This window comes from Streptomyces sp. NPDC000229, from assembly GCF_040300825.1.
Lineage (GTDB): Bacteria > Actinomycetota > Actinomycetes > Streptomycetales > Streptomycetaceae > Streptomyces.
In genome coordinates this window covers 16,520-40,670 of record NZ_JBEPEL010000013.1, presented here as the reverse complement: position 1 = coordinate 40,670, position 24,151 = coordinate 16,520, and the positions used below count along the sequence as shown (strand labels likewise).

The 24,151-nt window shown below is 71.9% G+C and carries 18 protein-coding genes, 6 tRNA genes and 1 riboswitch; of the genes, 16 read left to right on the top strand and 8 right to left on the bottom strand.

All coding sequences use genetic code 11. The features are described from left to right. Positions 1-517 precede the first annotated feature (517 nt). A complete protein-coding gene (gene bldC, locus ABT360_RS10010; RefSeq protein WP_003949541.1) occupies positions 518-724 on the top strand; it encodes a developmental transcriptional regulator BldC in 207 nt (68 codons plus the stop codon). 308 nt (positions 725-1,032) lie between these two features. Here bldC and ABT360_RS10005 read toward each other — a convergent pair whose 3' ends face one another. The 3 genes from ABT360_RS10005 to hrpA form a co-directional block, all read right to left on the bottom strand. Further along, entirely contained in the window at positions 1,033-1,248 is a 216-nt protein-coding gene (locus tag ABT360_RS10005; protein WP_351813433.1) for a DUF6274 family protein, read from the bottom strand. Between the two features lie 131 nt (positions 1,249-1,379). After that, a tRNA-Asp gene (locus ABT360_RS10000) sits at positions 1,380-1,453 on the bottom strand. Positions 1,454-1,588: 135 nt separating this feature from the next. Then, the gene (gene hrpA / locus ABT360_RS09995) at positions 1,589-5,527 is read right to left on the bottom strand and encodes an ATP-dependent RNA helicase HrpA (protein ID WP_351813431.1); all 3,939 of its coding nucleotides are present in this window, start codon (positions 5,525-5,527) and stop codon (positions 1,589-1,591) included. 105 nt (positions 5,528-5,632) lie between these two features. Here hrpA and ABT360_RS09990 point away from each other — a divergent pair, with 105 nt between their 5' ends. The 3 genes from ABT360_RS09990 to ABT360_RS09980 are packed head-to-tail and all read left to right on the top strand — an operon-like array spanning position 5,633 to position 7,603. Further along, a complete protein-coding gene (locus ABT360_RS09990) occupies positions 5,633-6,019 on the top strand; it encodes a hypothetical protein (protein WP_351813429.1) in 387 nt (128 codons plus the stop codon). 55 nt (positions 6,020-6,074) lie between these two features. After that, on the top strand, positions 6,075-6,782 hold the full coding sequence (locus ABT360_RS09985) for a DsbA family protein (RefSeq protein ID WP_351813427.1): 708 nt from the start codon (positions 6,075-6,077) through the stop codon (positions 6,780-6,782). Further along, on the top strand, positions 6,779-7,603 hold the full coding sequence (locus tag ABT360_RS09980; protein ID WP_351813426.1) for a cytochrome c biogenesis CcdA family protein: 825 nt from the start codon (positions 6,779-6,781) through the stop codon (positions 7,601-7,603). The genes ABT360_RS09985 and ABT360_RS09980 overlap by 4 nt, the downstream gene beginning before the upstream one ends. A gap of 121 nt (positions 7,604-7,724) precedes the next feature. On the opposite strand, the gene ABT360_RS09975 is transcribed toward ABT360_RS09980, so the two are convergent. The 4 genes from ABT360_RS09975 to ABT360_RS09960 form a co-directional block, all read right to left on the bottom strand. Beyond that, positions 7,725-7,801 (bottom strand) — tRNA-Phe (locus ABT360_RS09975). A gap of 22 nt (positions 7,802-7,823) precedes the next feature. Continuing rightward, positions 7,824-7,898, bottom strand: a tRNA-Asp gene (locus ABT360_RS09970). A gap of 39 nt (positions 7,899-7,937) precedes the next feature. After that, a tRNA-Glu gene (locus ABT360_RS09965) sits at positions 7,938-8,010 on the bottom strand. Positions 8,011-8,091: 81 nt separating this feature from the next. Next, complete coding sequence (locus tag ABT360_RS09960; RefSeq protein ID WP_351813424.1) at positions 8,092-9,651, bottom strand: metallophosphoesterase family protein; 1,560 nt, start codon at positions 9,649-9,651, stop codon at positions 8,092-8,094. A gap of 59 nt (positions 9,652-9,710) precedes the next feature. Between ABT360_RS09960 and ABT360_RS09955 the strand changes: the two genes are divergently transcribed. From ABT360_RS09955 to ABT360_RS09920, 8 genes are all read left to right on the top strand, one after another. Then, the gene (locus tag ABT360_RS09955) at positions 9,711-10,061 is read left to right on the top strand and encodes a metallopeptidase family protein (RefSeq protein WP_064072095.1); all 351 of its coding nucleotides are present in this window, start codon (positions 9,711-9,713) and stop codon (positions 10,059-10,061) included. 95 nt (positions 10,062-10,156) lie between these two features. Then, entirely contained in the window at positions 10,157-10,786 is a 630-nt protein-coding gene (locus ABT360_RS09950) for a hypothetical protein (protein WP_351813421.1), read from the top strand. A gap of 437 nt (positions 10,787-11,223) precedes the next feature. Beyond that, a complete protein-coding gene (locus ABT360_RS09945; RefSeq protein ID WP_351813419.1) occupies positions 11,224-13,503 on the top strand; it encodes a DEAD/DEAH box helicase in 2,280 nt (759 codons plus the stop codon). A gap of 186 nt (positions 13,504-13,689) precedes the next feature. Continuing rightward, a complete protein-coding gene (locus ABT360_RS09940; protein WP_351813418.1) occupies positions 13,690-16,776 on the top strand; it encodes an FG-GAP-like repeat-containing protein in 3,087 nt (1,028 codons plus the stop codon). A 152-nt stretch (positions 16,777-16,928) separates the two neighbouring features. Continuing rightward, on the top strand, positions 16,929-17,144 hold the full coding sequence (locus ABT360_RS09935) for a hypothetical protein (protein WP_351813417.1): 216 nt from the start codon (positions 16,929-16,931) through the stop codon (positions 17,142-17,144). A gap of 22 nt (positions 17,145-17,166) precedes the next feature. Continuing rightward, the gene (locus ABT360_RS09930) at positions 17,167-17,646 is read left to right on the top strand and encodes a hypothetical protein (RefSeq protein WP_351813415.1); all 480 of its coding nucleotides are present in this window, start codon (positions 17,167-17,169) and stop codon (positions 17,644-17,646) included. Next, positions 17,568-18,764, top strand: a complete 1,197-nt coding sequence (locus ABT360_RS09925; protein ID WP_351813413.1) for a hypothetical protein — start codon at positions 17,568-17,570, stop codon at positions 18,762-18,764. Before ABT360_RS09930 ends, ABT360_RS09925 begins: the two co-directional genes overlap by 79 nt. Positions 18,765-18,860: 96 nt before the next feature. Next, positions 18,861-18,933: transfer RNA gene (locus ABT360_RS09920), tRNA-Lys, on the top strand. A 249-nt stretch (positions 18,934-19,182) separates the two neighbouring features. Here ABT360_RS09920 and ABT360_RS09915 read toward each other — a convergent pair. Then, positions 19,183-20,022 carry an alpha/beta fold hydrolase gene (locus ABT360_RS09915; RefSeq protein WP_351813411.1) on the bottom strand — a complete coding sequence of 280 codons (840 nt, stop codon included), beginning with the start codon at positions 20,020-20,022 and terminating at the stop codon, positions 19,183-19,185. A gap of 155 nt (positions 20,023-20,177) precedes the next feature. On the opposite strand from ABT360_RS09915, the gene ABT360_RS09910 reads away from it, so the two are divergent. The 4 genes from ABT360_RS09910 (at position 20,178) to ABT360_RS09895 (ending at position 24,149) form a co-directional block, all read left to right on the top strand. After that, a tRNA-Met gene (locus ABT360_RS09910) sits at positions 20,178-20,251 on the top strand. A gap of 170 nt (positions 20,252-20,421) precedes the next feature. Continuing rightward, positions 20,422-21,573: a PP2C family protein-serine/threonine phosphatase gene (locus tag ABT360_RS09905; protein ID WP_351813409.1), complete on the top strand. Its 1,152-nt coding sequence runs from the start codon at positions 20,422-20,424 to the stop codon at positions 21,571-21,573. A gap of 254 nt (positions 21,574-21,827) precedes the next feature. Then, a riboswitch (cyclic di-AMP (ydaO/yuaA leader) is annotated at positions 21,828-21,962 on the top strand. Between the two features lie 11 nt (positions 21,963-21,973). Next, positions 21,974-23,083 carry a M23 family metallopeptidase gene (locus ABT360_RS09900; RefSeq protein WP_351813407.1) on the top strand — a complete coding sequence of 370 codons (1,110 nt, stop codon included), beginning with the start codon at positions 21,974-21,976 and terminating at the stop codon, positions 23,081-23,083. 121 nt (positions 23,084-23,204) lie between these two features. Next, a complete protein-coding gene (locus tag ABT360_RS09895; protein ID WP_351813405.1) occupies positions 23,205-24,149 on the top strand; it encodes an aldo/keto reductase in 945 nt (314 codons plus the stop codon). Positions 24,150-24,151 lie beyond the last annotated feature (2 nt).

The following is a 24,151-nucleotide window of genomic DNA, read 5'->3' as shown; positions in this document are numbered from 1 at the left end:
CACGGGAGGCCGGCTATGGATCTGGCGGGCGATCTGCCGCATGATCTCGCTCCGGGGACCTTCGCGTGCGAGGGGTCCTTGGTCCCGATCCGGGCCTTTGTGTCAAGCGTGACGGATAGCACTTACTGGGCTCTTGCGCCCATCGCCCAACCTCATGCCAAAATAGGACAAGGAGTCCGGGGAGGGCTCCTTCCGTCCAAGTATGGGCGGAAGGCTCAGCATTGCACGCTATGGGGGGTCTGTTGGCTCCTGATCGCTCTGTGACTGATCGTCACTGTGACGTGACTGTCCGCTATGGCATGGTCCATCGGCTTCCGCCGCTGATGAACACCTGAGAGGGCAATTCCATCGGTTTGGCCGAACGTGGCTGGACAGATGGTGTAGTTGTAGTGCCGAGGACAAGCCGTTCGTCCTATAACCGACTCGGCTCGCGTCCGCCATTTCGGGCAACGCGGGTCAAGGTGCAGAATTTAGAGGAAAGAACCGAGAAGGTTCGGTTCTCCCGAGGAGGCCGCTCATGACCGCTCGCACCCCTGATGCCGAGCCGCTGCTGACCCCCGCTGAGGTTGCCACGATGTTCCGCGTGGACCCGAAGACGGTGACCCGCTGGGCAAAGGCGGGCAAGCTCACGTCCATCCGCACGCTTGGTGGACACCGCCGGTACCGCGAGGCAGAGGTCCGCGCACTGCTGGCGGGTATCCCGCAGCAGCGCAGCGAGGCCTGAACACCCCGTTGAACAGGGCATTTCCGGGTCCCCCAACCCGGTGCGCCCGCCCTTAGCCCCATCGACGTGAGCCCGCCCCAACGGGCCTTCGTCATCGATCGCGCTGGACTCCGCCGGGTCCAGCGCGATCTTTTTGTGCGCCTGGGACCGGTCGGCGTGCGGTCGTCACACGGCTCGCCCCGGGTTCGCCGGAGGCCTTCCCCAGACCCGCCAGAGGGGTGCAATTGCACATATTAAATCGGGCGGTTGTAGGGAGGGTGTAAGTTGAGTGGTTTCCAAAACTGGTTTCGTGACTCGCGTCACACTGGTCAGGCCTCGTCCGCCGGGTCTTCCGGCTCGCCCTCGGTCCCGCGCCGGGCGCTCTCCCGCTCCTCCTCGGCCGGGTCCGGGTACTCCATGGCCAGCCTCAGGAGGCGATGACAGACGGGACAGTGGCGCGTGAGGTGGCGGTAGCCGGACGCGGCCGCCAGATGGGCGCGGAGCAGTGCGCGTGTCTCGTGCCGGGCTGTGGATGCCGCCGCCATGCGCGTCACCTCCGGTGAAGGGCCCCCGATTCCCTGTTGCTTGGGTACCGGTGGCAGATGACCGCGTCAAGGCGCACGACAGAAGGGCCCGAATCCGCGGGGGATTCGGGCCCTTCTGTTACTTCTACCGGCGATCCTGACGGGACTTGAACCCGCGACCTCCACCTTGACAGGGTGGCGAGCTAACCAACTGCTCCACAGGACCTTGATTCGCGGCCGACTGCGCGGCTGCGAATCAAACTGTACAGCAGGTCAGAGGGTCCGGTCGAACTCACTCATGGCGACGGGCTCATCACGGCGGTCGTGACGGCGGCCGTCGCCGTGGCCGGCACCGCGGTCGTCACGGTGCGGCCGCGTCGATCGCCTTCACGATCCGCTTGTCGGAGACCGGATACGCCGTGCCCAGGGCGTGGGCGAAATAGCTGACCCGCAGCTCCTCGATCATCCAGCGGATGTCCAGGACCTCCTGCGGCACCGGGCGGCCCTTGGGCATCTGCTCCAGCAGCCAGGCGTACTCGTCCTGCATCTCGTGGACCTTCTCCATCCGCGTGGTGTCGCGCTGGACGGACGTGGGCATCTGCTGGAGCCGGCGGTCCACCGCCACGAGATAGCGCATCAGGTCCGGCAGGCGCCGCAGACCCGTCTTCGTCACGAAGCCCGCCGGCATGAGGGCCGCCAGCTGCTCGCGCACGTCCTGCACGTTGTTCACGAGAACGAGGCTCTGCGTGGCCTTCACACGCCGCTCACACGCCTGCCAGGCGGCCAGGATCTGCTGCACCTGGTCCACCGTGCGGATCGTCAGCTCGACGAGGTCGGCGCGGACCTTGTCGTACAGCTTCCGGAACGACTCCTCGTCCCACGCCGGGCCGCCGTGGTCGGCGATCAGCCGGTCGGCGGCGGCGGTGGCGCAGTCGTCGAACAGCGCCTGGACCGAGCCGTGCGGATTGCGGGACAGCGCGAGCTTCTGCTGGTTCGTCAGCTTGTCGGAGGCGAACTTGGCCGGGTTCACCGGGATGTTCAGCATGATCAGCCTGCGGGTGCCGCGCCACATCGCCCGCGCCTGCTCGGCCTCCGTGTCGAAGAGCCGTACGGAGACGGTGTCGCCGGCATCGACGAGGGCCGGGTACGCCTTGACGGGCTGGCCCGCGCGGCGGGTCTCGAAGACCTTGGTGAGCGTGCCGATCGTCCAGTCCGTCAGGCCCGTGCGCTCCAGGGACTGGCCGGAGCCCGAGGGGCCCGCCGTGGCGGCCTGGGCGGCCTTGGACAGCGCCTGACGGGCCTTCGGCTTCAGCTGGAGCTTCAGGGCCTCCAGATCCTTGTCCTCGGCCAGCTTGCGGCGCCGCTCGTCGACGATCCGGAACGTGATCTTCAGGTGGTCGGGGACCCTGGAGAGGTCGAAGTCGTCGGCGTCCACCGGGACGCCGACCATCCGCTTCAGCTCGCGGGCGAGCGTCACCGTCAGCGGCTCCTGGAGGGGCGTCGCCCTCTCCAGGAACTTCTTCGCGTAGTTCGGCGCCGGGACGTAGTGGCGGCGCACCGGTTTCGGCAGGGAGCGGATCAGCTCGGTGACGACCTCTTCGCGCAGACCCGGGATCTGCCAGTCGAAACCCTCGTCCGTCACCTGGTTCAGCACCTGGAGCGGGATGTGGACGGTGACGCCGTCCGCGTCCGCGCCCGGCTCGAACTGGTACGTCACCCGGAACTTCAGCGCGCCCTGCCGCCACGAGTCCGGGTAGTCGGCCTTGGTGACCGCGCCCGCCTTCTCGTTGATGAGCATCTCGCGCTCGAAGTCGAGCAGGTCCGGCTCCTCGTGCCGCTTGTGCTTCCACCACGAGTCGAAGTGCGCGCCGGAGACGACGTGTTCGGGCACCCGCTGGTCGTAGAAGTCGAACAGCGTCTCGTCGTCCACCAGGATGTCGCGGCGGCGGGCCCGGTGCTCCAGCTCCTCGACCTCGGTGAGCAGCTTGCGGTTGTCCGCGAAGAACTTGTGGTGCGTCCGCCAGTCGCCCTCCACCAGCGCGTGCCGGATGAACAGCTCCCGGCTCACCTCCGGGTCGATGCGCCCGTAGTTGACCTTCCGCTGGGCGACGATCGGCACCCCGTACAGCGTGACCTTCTCGTACGCCATGACCGCCGCCTGGTCCTTCTCCCAGTGCGGCTCGGAGTACGTGCGCTTCAGCAGGTGCCCGGCCAGCGGCTCGATCCACTCGGGCTCGATCTTCGCGTTGACCCGCGCCCACAGGCGGGAGGTCTCCACCAGCTCGGCGGACATGATGAAGCGCGGCGGCTTCTTGAACAGGGCCGAGCCGGGGAAGACGGCGAACTTGGCGCTGCGGGCGCCCAGGTACTCGTTCTTGGCGCCGTCCTTGATGTCCTTCATCCCGATGTGGGACAGGAGGCCCGCGAGCAGCGAGACATGGACGCGGTCCTCGGGCGCGTCCTCTTCGTTGAGGTGGATCCCCATCTGCTTGGCGACCGTACGCAACTGCGTATAGATGTCCTGCCATTCACGAATGCGCAGGTAGTTGAGGTACTCCGACTTGCACATGCGGCGGAACGCGGACGACGACAGCGCCTTCTGCTGCTCGCGGATGTAGCGCCAGAGGTTGAGGAAGGCGAGGAAGTCGGACGTCTCGTCCCTGAAGCGGGCGTGCTGCTGGTCCGCCTGCGCCTGCTTCTCGGCCGGCCGCTCACGCGGGTCCTGGATGGACAGCGCGGCCGCGATGACCATGACCTCGCGCACGCAGCCGTTCTTGTCGGCCTCCAGGACCATCCGGGCCAGCCGCGGGTCCACCGGCAGCTGGGCCAGCTTGCGACCCTGCTGCGTGAGCCGCTTCTTGGGGTCCTTCTGTGCCGGGTCGATCGCGCCGAGCTCCTGGAGGAGCTGGACGCCGTCGCGGATGTTGCGGTGGTCCGGCGGGTCGATGAAGGGGAACTTCTCGATGTCGCCCAGCCCGGCGGCCGTCATCTGCAGGATGACCGACGCCAGGTTCGTACGGAGGATCTCCGCGTCGGTGAACTCGGGGCGGGCGAGGAAGTCGTCCTCGTCGTACAGCCGGATGCAGATGCCGTCCGACGTACGGCCGCAGCGGCCCTTGCGCTGGTTGGCGCTGGCCTGGCTGATCCGCTCGATCGGCAGGCGCTGCACCTTGGTGCGGTGGCTGTAGCGGGAGATGCGGGCGGTGCCGGGGTCGATGACGTACTTGATGCCGGGGACCGTCAGGGACGTCTCGGCGACGTTCGTCGCGAGGACGATCCGGCGGCCGGAGTGGGCCTGGAAGACGCGGTGCTGCTCGGCGTGCGAGAGGCGGGCGTAGAGGGGGAGGACCTCGGTGTTGCGGAGCTTCTTCTTGATCAGCGCGTCCGCCGTGTCACGGATCTCGCGCTCACCGGAGAGGAAGACCAGGATGTCGCCCGGGCCCTCGCCCTGGAGCTCGTCGACCGCGTCGCAGATGGCGGTGATCTGGTCGCGGTCGGAGTCGTCGGAGTCCTCTTCGAGGAGCGGGCGGTAGCGGACCTCGACCGGGTACGTACGGCCCGAGACCTCGACGATCGGCGCGTCGCCGAAGTGGCGGGAGAAGCGCTCGGGGTCGATGGTCGCGGAGGTGATCACGACCTTGAGGTCGGGGCGCTTGGGCAGGAGCTGGGCCAGGTAGCCGAGCAGGAAGTCGATGTTGAGGCTGCGCTCGTGGGCCTCGTCGATGATGATCGTGTCGTACGCGCGCAGCTCGCGGTCCGTCTGGATCTCGGCGAGCAGGATGCCGTCCGTCATGAGCTTGACGAAGGTCGCGTCCGGATTCACCTGGTCGGTGAAGCGGACCTTCCAGCCCACCGCTTCCCCGAGAGGCGTCTTCAGCTCGTCCGCCACGCGCTCGGCCACCGTGCGGGCGGCGATCCGCCTCGGCTGCGTGTGGCCGATCATGCCCCGGACACCGCGCCCCAGCTCCAGGCAGATCTTGGGGATCTGGGTCGTCTTGCCGGACCCCGTCTCACCGGCGACGATCACGACCTGGTGGTCGCGTATCGCCTCCAGGATGTCGTCCTTCTTCTGGCTGACCGGCAGCGCTTGCGGGTACGTGATCTCCGGCACCCGGGCCGCGCGCTCGGCGGTGCGGGCTGCCGCCTTGCCGGCCTCGGCGGCGATCTCGTCCAGCACGGCCTGCCGGGCTTCGGGCTTGCGGATGCGGCGGGCGCCTTCGAGACGGCGGCCGAGCCGGTGCGCGTCGCGCAGCGAGACCTCGGCCAGCAGGGTCTGGAGGTCGGCGAGGGAAGTAGACATACCTGGTCCAGGATCTCACTCGCGGCAACGGAGTGGCGAACCGATTTCCCCGTACCATTTCCGGCGAGTCGATGACCCCCCGGACGACCTTGGAAGGCGGTGCCCATGCCCTGTGCCGGCAGCCGGTGGTGCCGCGTCGCGGCCGCCGTGCTCGTGCTGGTGGGCACGCTGCTGGTGTGCGGCCCGGGCGCCGCTGCGGAGGAGGGCGCAGCGGTCGTCGCCGTTTCCGCGGCGGAGGCCGCCGGACCGGGTCCCGGCCAGGCCCCCGGCCAGGGCCCCGGATGCGGCTCCTCCGACGACGGGGGAGGCCTGGCGCCCGCAGTGCCGCCCCGCTCGGGCACCCTGTGCGAACTGCTGCCCGCCCTGCACGTCGCCCGCGCGGTGACCGGGCCGTGGGGCGTGGACGAGACGATCCTGGACGTACGGCCCGAGCGGGGCCCGCCGCCGCTCGCGCCGCCCTCACCACTGGACCTGTCGATCCTGCGCGTATAGCCGGCGCCCCGCACCTTCCCGCCGGTCACTTCCCCATGCGTACAGGAGTTCCACCATGCCCACGTCCAAGCCGTACCTCATCGGCGCGGGAGTCCTCGCCGCCGCCGCGCTGCTCGGCGCCGTCTCGTACACCGCCACCAAGCCGGCCGAGCCCTCGCCGTCCGTCGTCGCCGAGTCGTCCGCGGAGCCGGGGGCCGGCGTCTACCCCGAGCTGGAGGAGTACGCCCGGCGCGACGCCAAGGACCCGCTCGCGGTCGGGCGCGCCGACGCCCCCGTCGTCCTGATCGAGTACGCCGACTTCAAGTGCGGCTACTGCGGGAAGTTCGCCCGCGAGACCGAGCCGGAGCTGATCGAGAAGTACGTCGGCGAGGGCACCCTGCGCATCGAATGGCGCAACTTCCCGATCTTCGGCGAGGAGTCCGAGCGCGCGGCCCGCGCCGCGTGGGCGGCCGGCCGGCAGGGGCGGTTCTGGCAGTTCCACAAGGCCGCGTACGCCGAGGGCGCCAAGGAGCAGGGCTTCGGCGAGGACCGGGTGCTCGCGCTGGCCCGGGAGGCCGGCGTCGCCGACCTCGACCGCTTCGGCCGCGACCTCGACAGCGAGGCGGCACGGCAGGCCGTGGCCAAGGACCAGGAGCAGGCGTACGCGCTCGGCGCCACGTCCACGCCGTCGTTCCTGGTGAACGGCCGGCCCATCGCGGGCGCACAGCCCATGGAGACGTTCACGACCGCAATCGAGGCGGCGAAGCGGGAGGCCGCGAAGTGACGGACATCGGCTACCTGGCCGCGTTCCTGGGCGGGCTGCTCGCCCTGCTCAGTCCGTGCAGCGCGCTGCTGCTCCCCGCGTTCTTCGCGTACTCGATCGACACCCCGGCCCGCCTCCTCGCCCGTACCGGGATCTTCTACGCCGGTCTCGCCACCACGCTCGTCCCGCTGGGCGCGGCGGGGTCCTTCGCGGGGCGGCTCTTCTACGGGCACCGGGACACGCTCGTCGCCGTGGGCGGCTGGCTGATCATCGCGCTCGGCGTGGCGCAGATCCTCGGCCTGGGCTTCGCCTCGCGGCGGATCGCCGAGGTGAGCGGCCGGATCCGCCCCGTCTCGGCGCTCTCCGTGTACGCGCTGGGCCTGGTGTACGGCCTGGCCGGCTTCTGCGCGGGCCCCATTCTCGGCAGTGTCCTGACGGTGGCGGCGCTCAGCGGAAGCCCGATCTACGGGGGCCTGCTGCTGGCGGTGTACGCACTCGGCATGGCCGTGCCGCTGTTCCTGCTGGCCCTGCTGTGGGAGCGCTACGACCTGGGACGACGCGGCTGGCTCCGGGGCCGCCCGCTGCGGGTGGGCCGCTTCGAACTGCACAGCACGTCGCTGCTGTCGGGCCTGTTCTTCATCGTCCTGGGCGCGCTGTTCCTGGCCTTCGACGGCACGACCGCCCTGCCGGGCCTGCTGTCGGTCGACGACTCCTACGCAGTGGAGGAATGGGCCTCGGCCCTCGGCCGTGCGGTCCCCGACTGGGCCCTGCTCCTCGCGGTCGTCGCGGTGGTCGCCATCACGCTCGGCGTCCGCGGCTGGCGCGGCCGCGAGCGGACCTGACCCGCCGCCGTACCCGCCCGAACCGGCGGGGGCTCGGGCCCCCGCCCTTCCGGCGAGGGAAGCCCGCCTTTCCGGGAAGGGGAACGACGAAGGCCCCGTCCGGGGGACGGGGCCTTCGTGGTGGTGGCTGGGGCCGGGGTCGAACCGGCGACCTTCCGCTTTTCAGGCGGACGCTCGTACCAACTGAGCTACCCAGCCACGTGACTCTTTCGAGCCACAGCGGTCCTGACGGGATTTGAACCCGCGGCCTCCACCTTGACAGGGTGGCGAGCACTCCAAACTGCTCCACAGGACCAAGCAATGTGCGAGAACCAGTCTCGCACACGGTGATGCGTGCCCCCAACGGGATTCGAACCCGTGCTACCGCCTTGAAAGGGCGGCGTCCTGGGCCACTAGACGATGAGGGCTAATTGGCCCGCCTGGGCGCTTCGTCAGCGCGTCGGGGACGTGAGAAGCATATGGGATGCGAGGACCGTTCGCCAAAACGGTTATGGGGATCGGGTGGGGGAGCGGGGCGAGGAGGGGGTGCCCGAGGGTGCGGTGGACGGGGCGGCCGGAGGGTTCTCCTCCGGGACGTGGCGGCTGACCTCGGCCGTCGTGAGGCCCAGGCCGCCCAGGGTGATCTCGTCCCAGGCCTGGAGACGGCGGGTGTCCCGGTCCAGGTAGAGGACCGAGGCGTGGACCTTCTCCGGCTCGTCCTGCTCCAGGGCGCGCAGGCCGCCGCCGCCCGTGGACCCCTCGATCTTCAGGCGGGTGCCGTTCGGCAGGAGCTTGTTCACCCGGCGGTGGACGTGACCCGCCAGGACCAGCGGGACCTGGCCGTCGGTCTCCTGGGCGGCCACCGGGTTGTGGGCCACCGCGATGTCCACGGGACGGCCGGCCCGCGCCTGCTCGCGCAGGGACGCCGCCAGCCGGGCGCCCGCCGCGCGCTCGGCGTCGTCGCCGGCCGGCACCACCGAGCGGTCCGGGGTGAACTGCGGGTCGCCGGTGCCGGCCACCCGGAGGCCGGCGACGGTGACGGCGCGGCCCTCGTCCAGGACGTGCACGTTCCTCAGGCCCTCCAGGTACCGCTGGGTGACCTGCGAGTCATGGTTGCCGCGCACCCAGACGTAGGGCGCGCCGAGATCGGTGATCGGGTCGAGGAAGCCGTTCTCGGCGGCGGTGCCGTGGTCCATGGTGTCGCCCGAGTCGATGATCACGTCGATCCGGTACTGCTCGACGAGCGAGCGGATGATCTCCCAGGCGGCCGGGTTCAGGTGGATGTCGGAGACGTGCAGCACGCGCATGGTGCCCGGGTCGGGCTGGTACGTCGGGAGCGTGGAGGCAGCGTCGTACAGCTTCGTCACATTGGTGACGAGACGCGCGAGTTCCTTCTGGTAGACGTCGAACTCGCTCACGATCGAGCGGGCGTTGCCGACCACGGACGGGGCCGACGACAGCAGCCCGGAGAACTTCGGCTCCAGCACCGACTTGGGGTTCCAGGTGGCGTACGCGGACACGCCGGCGGCTCCCAGCAGCGCGAGCGCGAGGCCGCCGGCCGCGAGGGCGCGGCGCGGGCGGCGGTAGACGGCGAGGCCGAGGGCGGTGGCGCCGGAGACGACGGCGACGCAGGAGCGCAGCGCCAGCTCGCGGGTGCCGTCGGCGACGTCCTGGGTGATCTCGTCCTGGAGGCCGGTGATCCTCTCGGGGTGCTGCACCAGGGCCTGGGCGCGGACCGGGTCGAGCTGGTCGACGTCCACGTCGAGGCGGATGGGCGCGGTGTGGGAGTCGAGTTCCAGCGCGCCCAGCGGCGAGACGTTGATCTTCGTCCCGCCGTGCAGGGAGGGCCGCAGGGTCATGCTCGTGTCCATCGGCCCCACGGGCGTACGGACGCTGCCGACGATCAGCAGGCCGAGCCATGCGCCCATCAGGACCACGGCGAGAAGACCGAAGGCTCGGGCATACGGGTGAGGGGCGTGGACCAGCGCGGACGTGGGAGCGGTGCGGCGGGAGCGGTAGTGGTGCAGGAGGCGGGCGTAGGTGGTGCGGAGGGCAGCTCGGGCGGCCATGGGCGCCGTATGCCCATGCGGACGGGTCACTATGCCCGGCCATCCGTGACAATGGCCGCGTGCTGGAGATGACACGCGAGGAGTTCGAGGAACTGGTCGCCGAGGCGCTGGACAGGATCCCGCCGGAGCTGACGCGGCTGATGGACAACGTCGCGGTGTTCGTGGAGGACGAGCCGTCGCCGGACGATCCGGATCTACTGGGTCTGTACGAGGGGACTCCGCTGACCGACCGGGGCGAGTGGTACGCGGGCGTGCTGCCCGACCGGATCACCATCTACCGGGGGCCGACGCTGCGGATGTGCGACTCGCGGGAGGACGTGGTCGCCGAGACGGAGGTGACGGTCGTCCACGAGATCGCCCACCACTTCGGGATCGACGACGAGCGGCTGCACGAGCTCGGGTACGGCTGACGGGGGCGGGACACGGGCGCCGGGGCGGGCGTGTCCTTGTGGGGCTTGGGGAGTTGGGCAGGGAAACCCCGTCCCGCACCCATGGAGGTGCCCTCGTGCGCCATTTGCCCGCCCCCGTCCGATGGGCCGTCACCGCACTGGCGGTAGCGGCCTCCGCAGGCTCCGTCAGCGGCTGCATGAGCGTCTCCGACGCGGGCGCGAAGCCGGGCCCCGCCCGGTCCGCCGGCCCGTCGGGGGCCGCGGCGGCCGAGCCGGACGGCGGTGCCGACGCGCCCGGCGGCCGCCATGACGTACGTACCGGGCACGGCGCGGAGGGCGAGGCGGGCGCGCCGGGCGAGGAGGACGGGACGTCGCCGGAGCCGAGCGACGCGCCCGGGCCGGCGAAGCCGTCCGCGGCGCCCTCGGGCAAGCCGTCGGCGGACGGGAAGCCCGGCGCCCGGCCCGCGCGGCCGCCCGCCCCCTCGCCGAGCGGTGGCGATGCCGGTGGCACGGCCGGAGGCGGCGGGGCCTCGCCGAGCCAGCAGCCGACGCCGCCGGAGCCCACCCCGCCCCCGCCGTCGACGCCCGCGCCGACGCCCCCGACAGAGCCGAGCCCGGCCCCGTCGGACCCCCCGTCCGCGTCACCGGCCGCCGACACCCGTACGCAGTCGCTGCACGCCCCGGAGGGACACCACACGGGCCCCGGTGCGGAACCCTCGGCGTCGCCCCAGGTGGCCCCCGCGTGACGCCCGCCGTTACGCGGGGGGACGGCCGTGGGGGTGTCGGTGGTGCGGCTGCTGTCCGTGGGCGGGTGGCGGGGGTCGCGCGGAGGTCGCTGGGAGGTCCGTGCGTGGGGCGGGTGAACGGCCCGTGGCACGGTCGGCGTGCCGCCGGTGGGGAGGTCGGCCGGACGCCCTTGGCACGGCGTCGCACGGTCGGCGGACGTGCTCCTGAGGTGGACGTCACAGACGGGGTGGCGTGAGCCGGTTTGCGCTGAGTGGGGGAGAGTGCGTATGGTGGTAGATCGTTTGATCCCATGTTCCCTTTGCCCGGCGCCACTACCGAGAGCGCCGCGTGTGGCGCGTACTCTCCCTTGCCGTGGCTGACCGCATCGAGGCGGTCGAATTGCGAAACACGGAGTTGACGGGCGCGTGCCGAGACTCCGGAAGGTTTCGCATTTCGCATGTCCATTTTCAGTCCTGACCACGCCGTCATGCCCGAGAACGCCGACCTCGACGAGAGCATCGCTCTCGAGGACGAGGCCCTCGAGTCCCCCGAGCAGCTGACCGCCGACGAGCCGCAGACCGCCGACGAGACCCAGGTCACCTTCGGCGATCTGGGTCTGCCCGAGGGCATCGTCCGCAAGCTCGCGCAGAACGGCGTGACCGCCCCCTTCCCGATCCAGGCGGCGACCATCCCGGACGCCCTGGCCGGCAAGGACATCCTCGGCCGCGGCCGCACCGGCTCCGGCAAGACCCTCTCCTTCGGTCTGCCGCTGCTCGCCACCCTGGCCGGCGGCCACACCGACAAGAAGAAGCCCCGCGGCGTCATCCTCACCCCGACCCGTGAGCTCGCGATGCAGGTCGCGGACGCCCTCCAGCCGTACGGCGACGTCCTCGGCCTCAAGATGAAGGTCGTCTGCGGCGGTACGTCGATGGGCAACCAGATCTACGCCCTCGAGCGCGGCGTCGACGTCCTCGTCGCCACCCCGGGCCGGCTGCGCGACATCATCAACCGCGGTGCCTGCTCGCTGGAGGCCGTGAAGATCGCGGTCCTCGACGAGGCCGACCAGATGGCCGACCTGGGCTTCATGCCCGAGGTCACCGAGCTGCTCGACCAGGTGCCGGCCGGCGGCCAGCGCCTGCTCTTCTCCGCGACGATGGAGAACGAGATCGCCACGCTGGTCAAGCGCTACCTGACCGACCCGGTCGTCCACGAGGTCGACAGCGCCCAGGGCAACGTGACCACGATGACCCACCACGTCCTGGTCGTGAAGCCCAAGGACAAGGCGCCGGTCACCGCCGCGATCGCCGCCCGCAAGGGCCGCACCATCATCTTCGTCCGCACCCAGCTGGGCGCGGACCGTATCGCCGAGCAGCTGCAGGACACCGGCGTCAAGGCCGACGCGCTGCACGGCGGTATGACGCAGGGCGCCCGTACGCGCGTCCTCGAGGACTTCAAGAAGGGCTACGTCAACGCCCTCGTCGCCACCGACGTCGCCGCGCGCGGTATCCACGTCGACGGCATCGACCTGGTCCTGAACGTGGACCCGGCCGGTGACCACAAGGACTACCTGCACCGCTCGGGCCGTACCGCCCGCGCCGGCAAGTCCGGCGTGGTCGTGTCCCTGGCCCTGCCGCACCAGCGCCGCCAGATCTTCCGCCTCATGGAGGACGCGGGCGTCGACGCCTCGCGCCACATCGTGGGCGGGGCCGGGGCGTTCGACCCGGAGGTCGCCGAGATCACCGGCGCCCGGTCGCTGACCGAGGTGCAGGCCGACTCCGCGAACAACGCCGCCAAGCAGGCCGAGCGCGAGGTCGCGGACCTCACCAAGGAGCTGGAGCGGCTCCAGCGCCGTGCCGTCGAGCTGCGCGAGGAGGCCGACCGCCTGGTCGCCCGTGCCGCCCGTGAGCGGGGCGAGGACCCGGAGGCCGCCGTCGCCGAGGTGACGGAGGCCGCGGAGGCCGAGGTCCAGGCCGCGATCGCGTCCGTACCGGCGCAGCCGGCGGGCGAATCCCGGGACGAGCGTTCGTCCTCGTACGAGCGCCGTGACCGCCGCGACGACCGGGGCAACTACGAGCGTCGCGACCGTGACGACCGTGGTGGCCGTTCGTTCGAGCGCCGCGACGACCGTGGCGGCTTCCGCCGCGACGACCGGGGCAACGACCGTCCGTCCTCGGGTGGTTTCCGTCGTGACAACGACCGTCCGTCCTCGGGTGGCTTTCGCCGTGACAACGACCGTCCGTCCTCCGGTGGTTTCCGCCGCGACAACGACCGTCCGTCCGGCGGCTTCCGCCGCGACGACCGGGGCAACGACCGTCCGTCCTCGGGTGGCTTCCGTCGTGACAACGACCGTCCGTCCTCCGGTGGTTTCCGCCGCGACAACGACCGTCCGTCCGGCGGCTTCCGCCGCGACGACCGGGGCAACGACCGTCCGTCCTCGGGTGGTTTCCGTCGTGACAACGACCGTCCGTCCTCGGGTGGTTTCCGCCGCGACAACGACCGTCCGTCCGGCGGCTTCCGCCGCGACGACCGCCGTGACGACCGCCCCACCGGCGGCCACCGTGGCAGCGACCGTCCGTTCAACCGTGACCGCCGCGACGACCGCCCCTCGGGCGGCGGCTTCCGCTCCGGCGGCCACGAGCGCCCCTACGGCCGCCGTGACGACCACCGCGGTGGCTCGAACTCCGGCTCCTCCTTCGGGCGCCGCGACGACAAGCCGCGCTGGAAGCGCAACGGCTGAGACCGCCGCAGCGGCTGACGCGTAACGCACTGAGCAGGGCCCGTACCTCGTACAGAGGTACGGGCCCTGCCCTGTTACGATCCCGCTCACTTGCTGCGGGGGTCGCGTCCGGGGGGATTTCAAGCCGGCGCACCGTGCCTTTCACGACTCCCCGCGCTTTCTGCACTTCTCCTGGGGAGGACCTGGGTGCCTCGACGCGCTCTCATTCGCCATTCCGTCGCCGCCGTCGCGGCGGTGACGCTCGCCTCCGGGGTCGGGCCGCTCGCCCCGGCCGCGGTCGCCGACGACGCGCCCGGCGTCGTCTTCGGCGCCACCAAGGCCGCTCAGCCGCGCAGCGTGATCCCGCTCTCCGCCGGCCCGACGGGCTACCTGCGGTACGAGGAGGGTCGCGGCCACTTCTGGAGCACCTACTCCGGCGCGACCCAGCCCGTGTACAACGACGCCGAGGGGCCGGAGGAGTACGCCACGTACGGCGCCGGCTCGGACGTCATCGCCGCGTGGGGAGCCGGCGCCACCATCGAGGGTCGCGTCCGGCTGTACAACCCCGTCGCGGGGACCAACCAGTACATCACCGTGCCCGCGAAGCACCGGTACGTCGGGACGTACGGCTCCACTGTGGTGACGTACAGCCAGGCGAGCAGCACCGCCGAGCCCGAGTGGCACACGCACCGGCTGTCGGGCGGCGTGGTCGAGAGCACGCAGGTCACCGGCTGGCCCGAGGGCTCCGACCGCCCGTACAAGATGCTGTCCGCGGGCGCCGACGGAGGGGTGACGTTCTACCGCAAGGACGGCGTGCGCCGCACGGTATGGATCAGCGGCGGGCAGGTGAGGCAGCTCGCCCGCACCACGGCCGCCGAGACCGCGGGCGCCGTGCTCACCCCGGACCACGTCGTGGAGTGGACCAAGGACGGCAAGGTCGCGTTCTACGCCAAGAGCGGCGTGACGGCCGAGGGCACGCTGACGCAGGCCCGGACCGCGGACCTTCCGTACCAGGAGGGCGACAAGCTGCTCGGTGTCATCGGCGACCGGGCGTTCGTGGCCCGCCAGTCGGGGCTCGGCGGGTCCGCTCCGTACCGCGTCGTCAGCGTTCCGCTGTCCGGCGGGGCGGAGACGACCGTCCTCGCGTACGGGCGCGCCCACGCGATGCCCACGCCCGACGGCACGCGACTCCTCGTGGTCGGTGGGGACAGCGCCGACGCGCTGGGCGTCCAGCTCGTCGGCGTCACGGACTCCGCGCCCACGGTCCGCAAGCTGACCGACATCACGCCCACGACGTCCCTGCCCCGGTCCTTCGCCTTCGCGGGCGGCCGCCTGCACTCCCTGGAGCGGATGCCGGACCAGAGCAACGCCTTCCGCACCCGCACCGTGTCGGTGACCGGTGCGCTGACGGCCGGCACCACGGCCGACCTCGGCAACCTCGGCATGGACCTCACCGGCTGCACGGACCAGGAGGGCTGCCCGGAGATCAGGGCCACGGACGACGGCCGCCTGCTGGTCCAGCCGGTCCCCAGCAGCGCCGACCGGCTCCCCCTGCTGGTGCAGCCCGGCGCCACCACGGGCACCCGGGTGAGCGCCGGCTACGTCTCGCTCGAGGTGTGGGACGTATCGGGGCGCCACCTCTCCGCCGTGGGAGAGCGCGCCGATGGCTCCCGGACGGGGCTGATCACCGTCGACCTCGACACCGGTAAGCAGCTGGCCGTCCTGCCGACTTCCGTCACCGCGTGGGACTCCGACCTGTACGGGGACACCATCTGGGCGGCCGGGAGCGTGGCCGGGACCGTGAACGGTTACGACGTCAGGACCGGTGCGCTCAAGCGGACCGTCAACCTGGGCAGCGGCTGCAGGGCCGAATTCATCAAGGTGACCGCCCACTGGCTCAGCTGGGAGTGCGCGGGGTCGACGGTGAAGCGCGGTGTCTTCGACCTCGAATCGGGCGTCAACCACGCGAACACGAGCCCGGTCTCCGAGCTCGGTGACGGCTATGTCGTGTGGCGCGACGACAACGAGGTCAAGGTCACCGACATCCGGGGTGCCCAGCCCGTGGAGGTGGGCACCCACCGGGTCGCCGCCGACGGCGAGCACGAGTACAAGTACGCGGTCGACACCGCGGCCGGGCGGATCGCCCTCACCTCCACCGTCGACGGGGACATCCGTGTCGTCGACGCCGGCGTACCCTCCTCCCGCCTCGCCCGCATCGACGCGGACGTCCCGGCCGCGCAGGCCGTGCAGGGCGGCAGGGCGCCGTGGAAGGCCCGGTGGTGGCTCTCCAAGCCCGCGGCCTCCTGGCAGGTCGCGATCAAGGACAGTGCATCCGGTGCCGTCGTACGCACCCTGACGGGCGGCGAGGCCCGCGGCCTGATCAGCGCCGCCTGGGACGGCAGGGACGCGACCGGCAAACTGGTCGCCAACGGCGCGTACACCTGGTCGATGACGGCCCTTCCGGCCGACGGGCAGGGAGCCGCACTGGCGCTGTCCGGCACGGTGAGGCTGTCGGGGGCCGCGGCGGTCCGGCGGGACCACAACAATGACGGCGTCGGCGACCTGGTGTCGCTGAGCTCTTCCGGGGCGCTCGCCTTCCGCTACGGCTCGGGCACGGGCACGCTGTCCGGGGCGGTCAGCGGCAGCGGCTGGTCCACGTCCACGGTCGCGGTCCCCCTCGGGGACCTGAGCGGTGACGGCTGCAACGACGTGCTGGTCCGGATGACGAACGGCGAGCTGCGGGCGTACCGGCCCGGCTGCGGCAAGGCGCTGACGCCGACGGCTCCGTACACCTCGCTGGGCACGGCGTGGGCGCAGTTCAACGTCCTGACCTCGCCGGGCGACCTGACCGGTGACGGGCGCCCGGACCTGGTGGCGCGTCAGGCGACGACGGGCGACCTCTACCTGTACGCGGACGACGGCGCGGGCAAGCTGAAGGCGCGGGGCCGGATCGCCACCAACTGGAAGGCGTACCGGGCGGTCTTCGGGGCCGGTGACCTGAACGGTGACGGCGTCGGTGACCTGCTGGCCGTGGACGGAGCGAACTCGCTGTGGCGGTTCGACGGTACGGCGACGGGCACGGTCAAGCCGCGCGTCCTGGTGTTCGGCAACAGCTGGGGCACCGGCCGCAACGCGTTCGTCGGCGTCGGCGACCTGAACAAGGACGGCAAGGCGGACCTGATCTCCCGCAACGCCGCCGGTGACCTGCTGCGCAACAACGGCAACGGCACCGGGTCGTTCGGTTCCACGGTCAAGCTCGGCACCGGCTGGCAGGGCTACAAGGGCCTCTTCTGAGCCTTCGTACAACCGGTGGGCCGTGCGGGTGGTCATAGCTTCCAAGAGGCCGAGGCGGCCGGCAGGGGGCTGAGCGTGATCACCCGTACGGCACGACGCGCATCACTCGTCATCATGACCGCGGTGGCGGTCGCGGCCGGGGCAGGCTCAGCGTGACGGGCTGGGCGGACCCGGAGGAAGGGCGGGGCCTGTACGAGTACGACCTGCCGGCCCACGGCTCCGTGGAGCCCGGGCCCCGCCGGTTCGCCGACCCGCACTTCTGGGTGCGCTATCCGTGCGGACCGCATGCCGAGGAGCAGTGCGACGGCTTCGCGTCCCGGCTGTGGGCCCTCGGTGACGGCCGGATCGGCTACAGCACCTCTCGGTGACCAGGAGGCGTCCGGCGGGCAGGTGCCGAAGAGCAGCGCCGTGCTCGCCTGGTGGGAGGCGCCCGACCTGGTGGTCGGCGCGGCGGGGCCGTACATCGTCGTCAACAACACCCGGCGGGGTGAACAGCTGATCGCGTCCTTCGACGCGTCGGACCGCGACCCGCTCGGTGACGCCCAGGGCCTGGTTCACACCCGTTCGATCACGGCGTCCGCCGTGTGGGGCGACAAGCTGTGGAAGCCGGGGACGCGGCGCGGCACGGTCAATTCGTACGACCTCAGGACCAAGGCCAACTCGGCGGAAATCGCGCTCGGTTCCGGCTGCCGGCCGGACGAGCTGCAGGCCGGGGGCGCTGGCTGGACTGGCGCTGTACGGCCGAGCGGAAGGCGGGCGTGTGGGACCACACCGCACGCCGGAGCCTCCCGGTGCCGGTGCTGCGACGCGCCCAGCTCGGGGACGGTTTCCTCGTCCACCGGTCCGCCGACGAGACCGAACTGCGTCTGATCGACTTCCACCGGGGCGCCGGCCGGCCCACCACCGAGCAGGTGGTCGTGGACCGGGAACACGTGGGGGAGTGGACGGTCGACAAGTACGGAGGCCACCTCGCGTACACCGACGAGCAGCGGCGGGTCCGCCTCAAGCGGGTGACCGTGCCGCGTTCCCCGCTCGCGCTGCTGGACACCCGCACGGACGCGGCGCTGCGGCTGGGGACGGAAGGCGCCCGCTGGCGGGGCCACTGGCGTCTCAGCCGCCCGGCCGCCTCGTGGACGTTCACCCTCAGGGACGCGTACGGGCGCGTCGTGCGCGTGCTGTCGGGTACGGACGCGAGCCCGGAGCGGGACGGCGCGGCCCTGCGGATCGGCTGGGAGGGGCGTACGGCGGACGGGCGCCCGACGGTCAGCGGGCCGTACACCTGGAGCCTGACCGCCGACCCCGGCGACGGCACCGGGGCGCGTTCCCTCGGCTCCGGCTCGCTGCGGCTGGCGGGCGGGCGTTCCGCGTTCCGCGACGCCGACGCGGACGGGCTCGGCGAGTACTACGCCATGACGACGGCCGGGAAGCTGTCCGGCCACCGCATCGGCGCCGGCGGCTACTGGGTCCCGCCCGGCCAGGGCTCCGAGCACGTACAGGTCGGTACGGGCTGGAACAGCATGGACGCCTTCGCCGCCCCGGGCGACCTGACCGGCGACGGCCGCCCGGACCTGCCGGCCCGCCACGCCACGACCGGCAACCTCCACCTCCACCGGTCCAACGACCGCGCGGGGTTCGACCCGGGCGTCGTCATCGGCACCGGCTGGAAGGGCTACCGCCTGATCGGCGCGGGGGACACCGACCGCGACGGCCACGGCGATCTGCTGGCCCGCGACCCGTCGGGCGAGCTGTGGCGCCACGGCGGCACCGGCGCGGGCACGCTGAAGCCCCGGGCGCTGGTCTTCCGTGACTGGGGCGCAGGTCGCACCGACATCCTGGGCATCGGCGACATCACCGGCGACGGCCTGCCCGACCTCCTCTCCCGGGACGCCAACGGCAAGCTGCTCCGCAACAAGGGTGACGGCAAGGGCTCGTTCGGAGCGACGGTGACGGTCGCCACCGGTCGGCAGCACTACCGCACGCCGTTCTGACGATCCCCCCGCCTCCGCGGCGCGACGGCGGCCGTTCACCCGATACCCGATCGGATGCCGGGCGCCGTGCGGCTATGCTCAGGGGTGACTCGTCGAGGGCCGTTAGCTCAATTGGCAGAGCAGCGGACTTTTAATCCGTTGGTTGTGGGTTCGAGTCCCACACGGCCTACCGATTCAGCCCCAGGTCACAGGTGTTCCGACCTGGGGCTGACGTCATTCCCGGGGCTCCGACGAGCTCCGCCGGCCGGCCCCGGAGCCCGACGGCCATCGTCGCGGGCTCGCGTACGGGCACGGGTCCCGGTGATCCGCGCCGGGTGAGTCAACCACCGCCGTTGCCCTCGGGCGGTCACTGTCGGCCCGGGCAGCCAGGGCCTCCCAGGGCTCGGAGCAGGCACCGCGGACGGGGTCGGTGACACGCTCAGGACAGGAACTTCGCTGCCGTCGCCGTGAATCGGCCGGCGTCGTCGAGCCACGGGAAGTGGCCCGCTCCGGGCTGGACGATCAGCTCCGCGCGGGGGAACAGCCCGGCGAACGAGGCCATCGCCCGGGGAGGGGCGGCCAGGTCCAACGCGCCGGCGAGCACCAGCACCGGCGCCTCCAGACGTGCGAGTGCGCCGCGGGTGGCCTCGGGGTCGAAGGCGCCTTCGGTGGCGAAGACCGACGCGGCCTCACCGTTCCTCTGGGCGTCCTCGGCGGCGTGATGGGCCTGTGTCTCCTCGTCCCAGCGGCCGTAGTAGAAGGGTGCGACGGCCTGCCACGAGTCGGTGGTCGCCTTCCCGGCGACGATCGACTCCAGGGCCGCGTACGCCGCCGGGAACCACGGCTCGTCCCGGCGGAGTCCGGCCGTCTCCAGTCGGTCGTCCCCGGTGATGGTGACACCGACGGCCATGACGCTCGGCGTGATCAGCGCGAGCCTGCCGATGTGTTCCGGGTACCGGGTCGCGTACAGCACCGCCAGGTTGGCGCCGGCCGAGTGCGCGAGCAGGTCCGTCCGGTCGAGGCCGAGGTGCCGTCGCAGGGCTTCGACGTCATCGACGAGCCGGTCGCAGCGGTAGGAGCCGGTGTCGTCCGGTATCGCCGACCGACCCGTGCCCCGGAGGTCCAGCATGATCAGCCGCCGGTGCGCGGAGAGGCCGCCGAGGTCACCGAGGTAGACCGAGTCCTGCATCGGCCCGCCGGGCAGGCAGATCAGAGGTGGGCCGTCCCCGGACACCTGATAGGCGAGGCGGGTGCCGTCATGGGCTGAGAAGGTGGGCATGGTCGTGACCATGTCACCGCATGGCGGGCCGCGGCAATGGGTGCCGCCCGGCCCCGGGAGGGAGCACCCCTGTGGCCGTTTTGTCCCCTCGGGGTGGCTGCCAGGGATATTGGTTAGGGATCGTGCGCCGGATGGCGTAGGGTGGTGTTCACCGACGCGGGGTGGAGCAGCTCGGTAGCTCGCTGGGCTCATAACCCAGAGGTCGCAGGTTCAAATCCTGTCCCCGCTACTGAAGACGAAGGCCCGGTGCATTGCGCACCGGGCCTTCGTCGTGCCCGGACCGGGGCCGGGGGTCGCCCGGTCGGCGGATGGCGAGTCGCCGCGCGGCGCGGCTCCGGCCAGCCTGGGTGGGGCGCGGTACCGTCCGCAGCCGTGGGCGGACCGGGCAGGAGACCAGTGGTGGGGCAACGGGTGCGGGACGGCGGTGACGGGCGGGAGGGTGCTCCGCGGGCCCGGAGGTTCGTCCGCGCCCTGCCCGCGCTGCTGATCGCGGGGGGTGTGGCGTACGACATGCTCACCCCGCCGCGCTTCACCGCCGTACCGCTGTTCGCCGCCGCCCCGCTCGTCGCGGCGCCGCTGTTCGCCGCGCGGACGACACTGCTGTCCGGTCTCTTCGCCGTGCTGGCCATGCTGGGCCTGCACCTGGGCAACGGCACGCTGGGCGAGGCGCAGACCATCACCGAGATCCTCACCGTGGCGGTGGTCGCCGTGCTCGCGCTGCTGATCAACCGGGTCGTGCGGCGCAGTGGTGAGCGGCTCGCCTCGGCGCGGGTGATCGCCGAGACCGCGCAGCGGGCGGTGCTGCCGACGCCCGCCGAGCGGATCGGCGGGCTGCAGGTGGCGGCGCGGTACGAGGCGGCGCAGGCGGACGCGTTCATCGGGGGCGACCTCTTCGCCGTGCAGGACACCCCGTACGGGGTGCGGCTGGTGGTGGGGGACGTACGCGGGAAGGGCATGGGCGCGGTCGAGGCGGTGGCGGTGGTCATCGGGGCGTTCCGCGAGGCGGCCGAGCAGGAGAGCTCCCTGGAGGGCGTGGCGCAGCGGCTGGAGCGGGCGCTGGCCCGGGAGGGGACGCGGCGGGACGGCCTGGACGTCTTCGAGGGGTTCACCACCGCGGTGCTGGCGGAGATCCCGCGCGGGGAGGCCGTGGTGCGCGTGGTGGACCGGGGGCACCCCGAGCCGCTGATGCTGTACGCGGACGGGCGGGTCGAGCTGCTGGAGCAGGCCGAGCCCGCGCTGCCGCTGGGCATGGCGGACCTGGGGACATGGCCGGACCGGGCGTACGAGGTGCCGTACCCGGCGGGAGCGACGCTGCTCCTCTACACGGACGGGCTCTCGGAGGCGCGGGACGCGGCGGGGGTCTTCTACGACCCGGTCGCGCGGCTCGCGGGGCGGCTCTTCCCGGGGCCCGACGCGGTGCTGGACGCGCTGGTGAGCGACGTACGGCGGCATACGGGCGGCGGGGCGACCGACGACCTGGCGCTGCTGGCGGTCAGCCGGCCGGCCCAGGGGCAGCCGGAGCGGCGCCGGACGGTTCCGGTCGTACCGTAGCGGCGTCCCGGCCGCCGGTACGGTGCGTAGTCGACGAGTGTCATTGCGCAGAGCATTTGACATGCCGTCAGAATCACGGTGGCCGGTGAATGTTTCTGGTCTGCGGTCAACTCGCCCGGTTCTGCCCGGTTGTCAACCGGTACGTCCCGGGCCCGTGTGGTTAATGATCAGTAGGAACGGCTTGGAATCCGGAGCCCCCGTCTATTAACGTTCGATAACGCAGCGCGGTCGTCCCAGCCGTCGCCAGACGGCACCGCGCGCGTGCGCCGAATTCCGCAAGGGAACCGGGGAACCACCACCTTGGGGTGAATCGGGCCGAAGTGGGCCCGTAGGAGACCTTCCTGCTCCGAACCCGTCAGCTAACCCGGTAGGCGAGAAGGAAGGAAAGGAGTGCGCCTCCGTGGCGTCCAACAGGCCTGCCCCCGAAGCTCCGTACGGCTCGATCGCCTCGTTCAACTCTTCGGGTGTCCCGGACGCCGCACCCGTAAACGGGCAGCAGTGGGAAGAATGGAATCCCACCGAGGAAACCGTCCGCCCCGTCCGCGGCCGGCACCGCGTGGCCAAGCAGCGCGGCGGACTCGCCCGTAGCTCCACCGTCCTCGGCGTGGGCGTCATCGCGGCGGTCGGCGCGGGCGGCATGGCCACCGCGCAGGACAAGCCGGCGGTCTCCATATCCCTGCCGGACGTCGTCACGGACAACCTGCCGGACGCCCAGTCCCTGCCCGGCATCGGCTCCCTGATGTCCGACGACTCGGACTCCGGTGACTCCGGCGAGACGGACACGCCGGACAGCGGGCCGCTCACCACCGCGTCCCTCACCGGCACCGCCGACGCCACCGGACAGCAGAACAGCGGCGCGGACGCGGGCGAGGCGCTGCGCGCCCGCATCCTCCAGCAGGCCGAGCAGCAGCAGGCCTCCGCCGACGCCGAGGCGAAGGCGGCCGCCGAGACGGCCGCCGCCGAGCAGGCCGCCGCCGAGGCCAAGGCGCAAGCGACCGCCGCCGAGAAGCAGGCCGCCGAGCAGGCCGCCGAGGAGAAGGCGAAGGCCGAGGCCGAGGCCGCCGCCAAGGCGAAGGCCGCGGAGGAGGCCCGGCTGGCCGAACTCGCCGGGAGCTGGTCCCTGCCGACCTCCTCGTACACCATCACCTCCACCTATGGCCAGGCCGGCAACATGTGGTCCTCCGGCTACCACACGGGCCTCGACCTGGCCGCTCCCACGGGCACGCCCGCCAAGGCCGTCCACGGCGGCACCGTCAAGTCGGCCGGATGGTCGGGCTCGTACGGGTACCGCATCGTCCTGGAGTTGGAGGACGGCACGGAGGTCTGGTACTGCCACCTGTCGTCGATGACGGTCGGTGCCGGGCAGAAGGTCGGCACCGGCGAGACCATCGGCCGGGTCGGCGCCACCGGCAATGTGACCGGGCCGCACCTGCACCTGGAGGTGCACACCGCGGGCGGCGACGGGATCGACCCGCTGGCGTGGCTGCGCGGCAAGGGCCTCACCGTCTGAGCGCTCGCCCGGGAACTTCGGACCCCGGCAGCTCTGGCGGCACACCCCCCGACGCCAGGGCTGCCGGTTTCTTCGTCATGTGCGCGGAATATGCAGGTCTGTTGACGCGTTGAGCCGGGCCATGACCTCACTCCGCAAACTGGGCACGTCCGACCTGCACGTCTTCCCCCTCGCCCTCGGCGGCAACGTCTTCGGCTGGACCGCCGACGAGGCGCACTCCTTCGCCGTCCTCGACGCGTACGCGGCCGCCGGCGGCAACTTCGTCGACACGGCCGACAGCTACTCGTCGTGGGCGGCGGGAAACGAGGGCGGTGAGTCCGAGACCATCATCGGCAGGTGGATGGCCGCGCGCGGCAACCGGTCCGACGTCGTGGTCGCCACCAAGGTCGGTGCACACCCGCGGTACAAGGGCCTCAGCCCGGCCACCATCAAGGCCGCGGCCGAGGAGTCGCTGCGGAGGCTCGGTACCGACTACATCGACCTGTACTACACGCACTTCGACGACCCCACCGTGCCGGTCGAGGAGATCGTCACCGCCCTCGACCAGCTGGTGAAGGACGGCAAGGTACGCGCGGTCGCCGCCTCCAACATCTCCGCCGAGCGCCTCCGGGCCTCCCTGGACTTCGCCGAGACCGAGGGCCTGGAGTCGTACGCCGCGCTCCAGCCGCACTACAACCTGGTCTCCCGCGACACCTACGAGGGCACCCTCCTGGACACCGCCGAGCGCGCCGGCCTCGGCGCCGTGCCGTACTCCGCGCTGGCCTCCGGCTTCCTCACCGGCAAGTACCGGCCGGGCGCGCACGTCGACAGCGCGCGGGCCGGGAGCGCTTCCCAGCACCTCCAAAGCGAGCGGGGCCGCAAGGTCCTCGCCGCGCTGGACACCATCGCGGCGGCGCGCGGCGCCGAGACGGCGACCGTGGCCCTGGCGTGGCTCGCCGCCCGCCCGACCGTCGCCGCGCCGCTCGCCTCGGCCCGCACGGTCGAGCAGCTGCCCGCCCTGCTCGCGGTCGCCGGGCTGGAGCTGACGGCCGACGAGCTGGCGACGCTGACGGACGCGTCCGCGTAAGT

Bases quoted from the DNA above. Each gene is read 5' to 3' on its own strand.
- bldC (WP_003949541.1), top strand. From the start codon at position 518: ATGACCGCTCGCACCCCTGATGCCGAGCCGCTGCTGACCCCCGCTGAG.
- ABT360_RS10005 (WP_351813433.1), bottom strand. From the start codon at position 1,248: ATGGCGGCGGCATCCACAGCCCGGCACGAGACACGCGCACTGCTCCGC.
- hrpA (WP_351813431.1), bottom strand. From the start codon at position 5,527: ATGTCTACTTCCCTCGCCGACCTCCAGACCCTGCTGGCCGAGGTCTCG.
- ABT360_RS09990 (WP_351813429.1), top strand. From the start codon at position 5,633: ATGCCCTGTGCCGGCAGCCGGTGGTGCCGCGTCGCGGCCGCCGTGCTC.
- ABT360_RS09985 (WP_351813427.1), top strand. From the start codon at position 6,075: ATGCCCACGTCCAAGCCGTACCTCATCGGCGCGGGAGTCCTCGCCGCC.
- ABT360_RS09960 (WP_351813424.1), bottom strand. From the start codon at position 9,651: ATGGCCGCCCGAGCTGCCCTCCGCACCACCTACGCCCGCCTCCTGCAC.
- ABT360_RS09945 (WP_351813419.1), top strand. From the start codon at position 11,224: ATGTCCATTTTCAGTCCTGACCACGCCGTCATGCCCGAGAACGCCGAC.
- ABT360_RS09915 (WP_351813411.1), bottom strand. From the start codon at position 20,022: ATGCCCACCTTCTCAGCCCATGACGGCACCCGCCTCGCCTATCAGGTG.
- ABT360_RS09895 (WP_351813405.1), top strand. From the start codon at position 23,205: ATGACCTCACTCCGCAAACTGGGCACGTCCGACCTGCACGTCTTCCCC.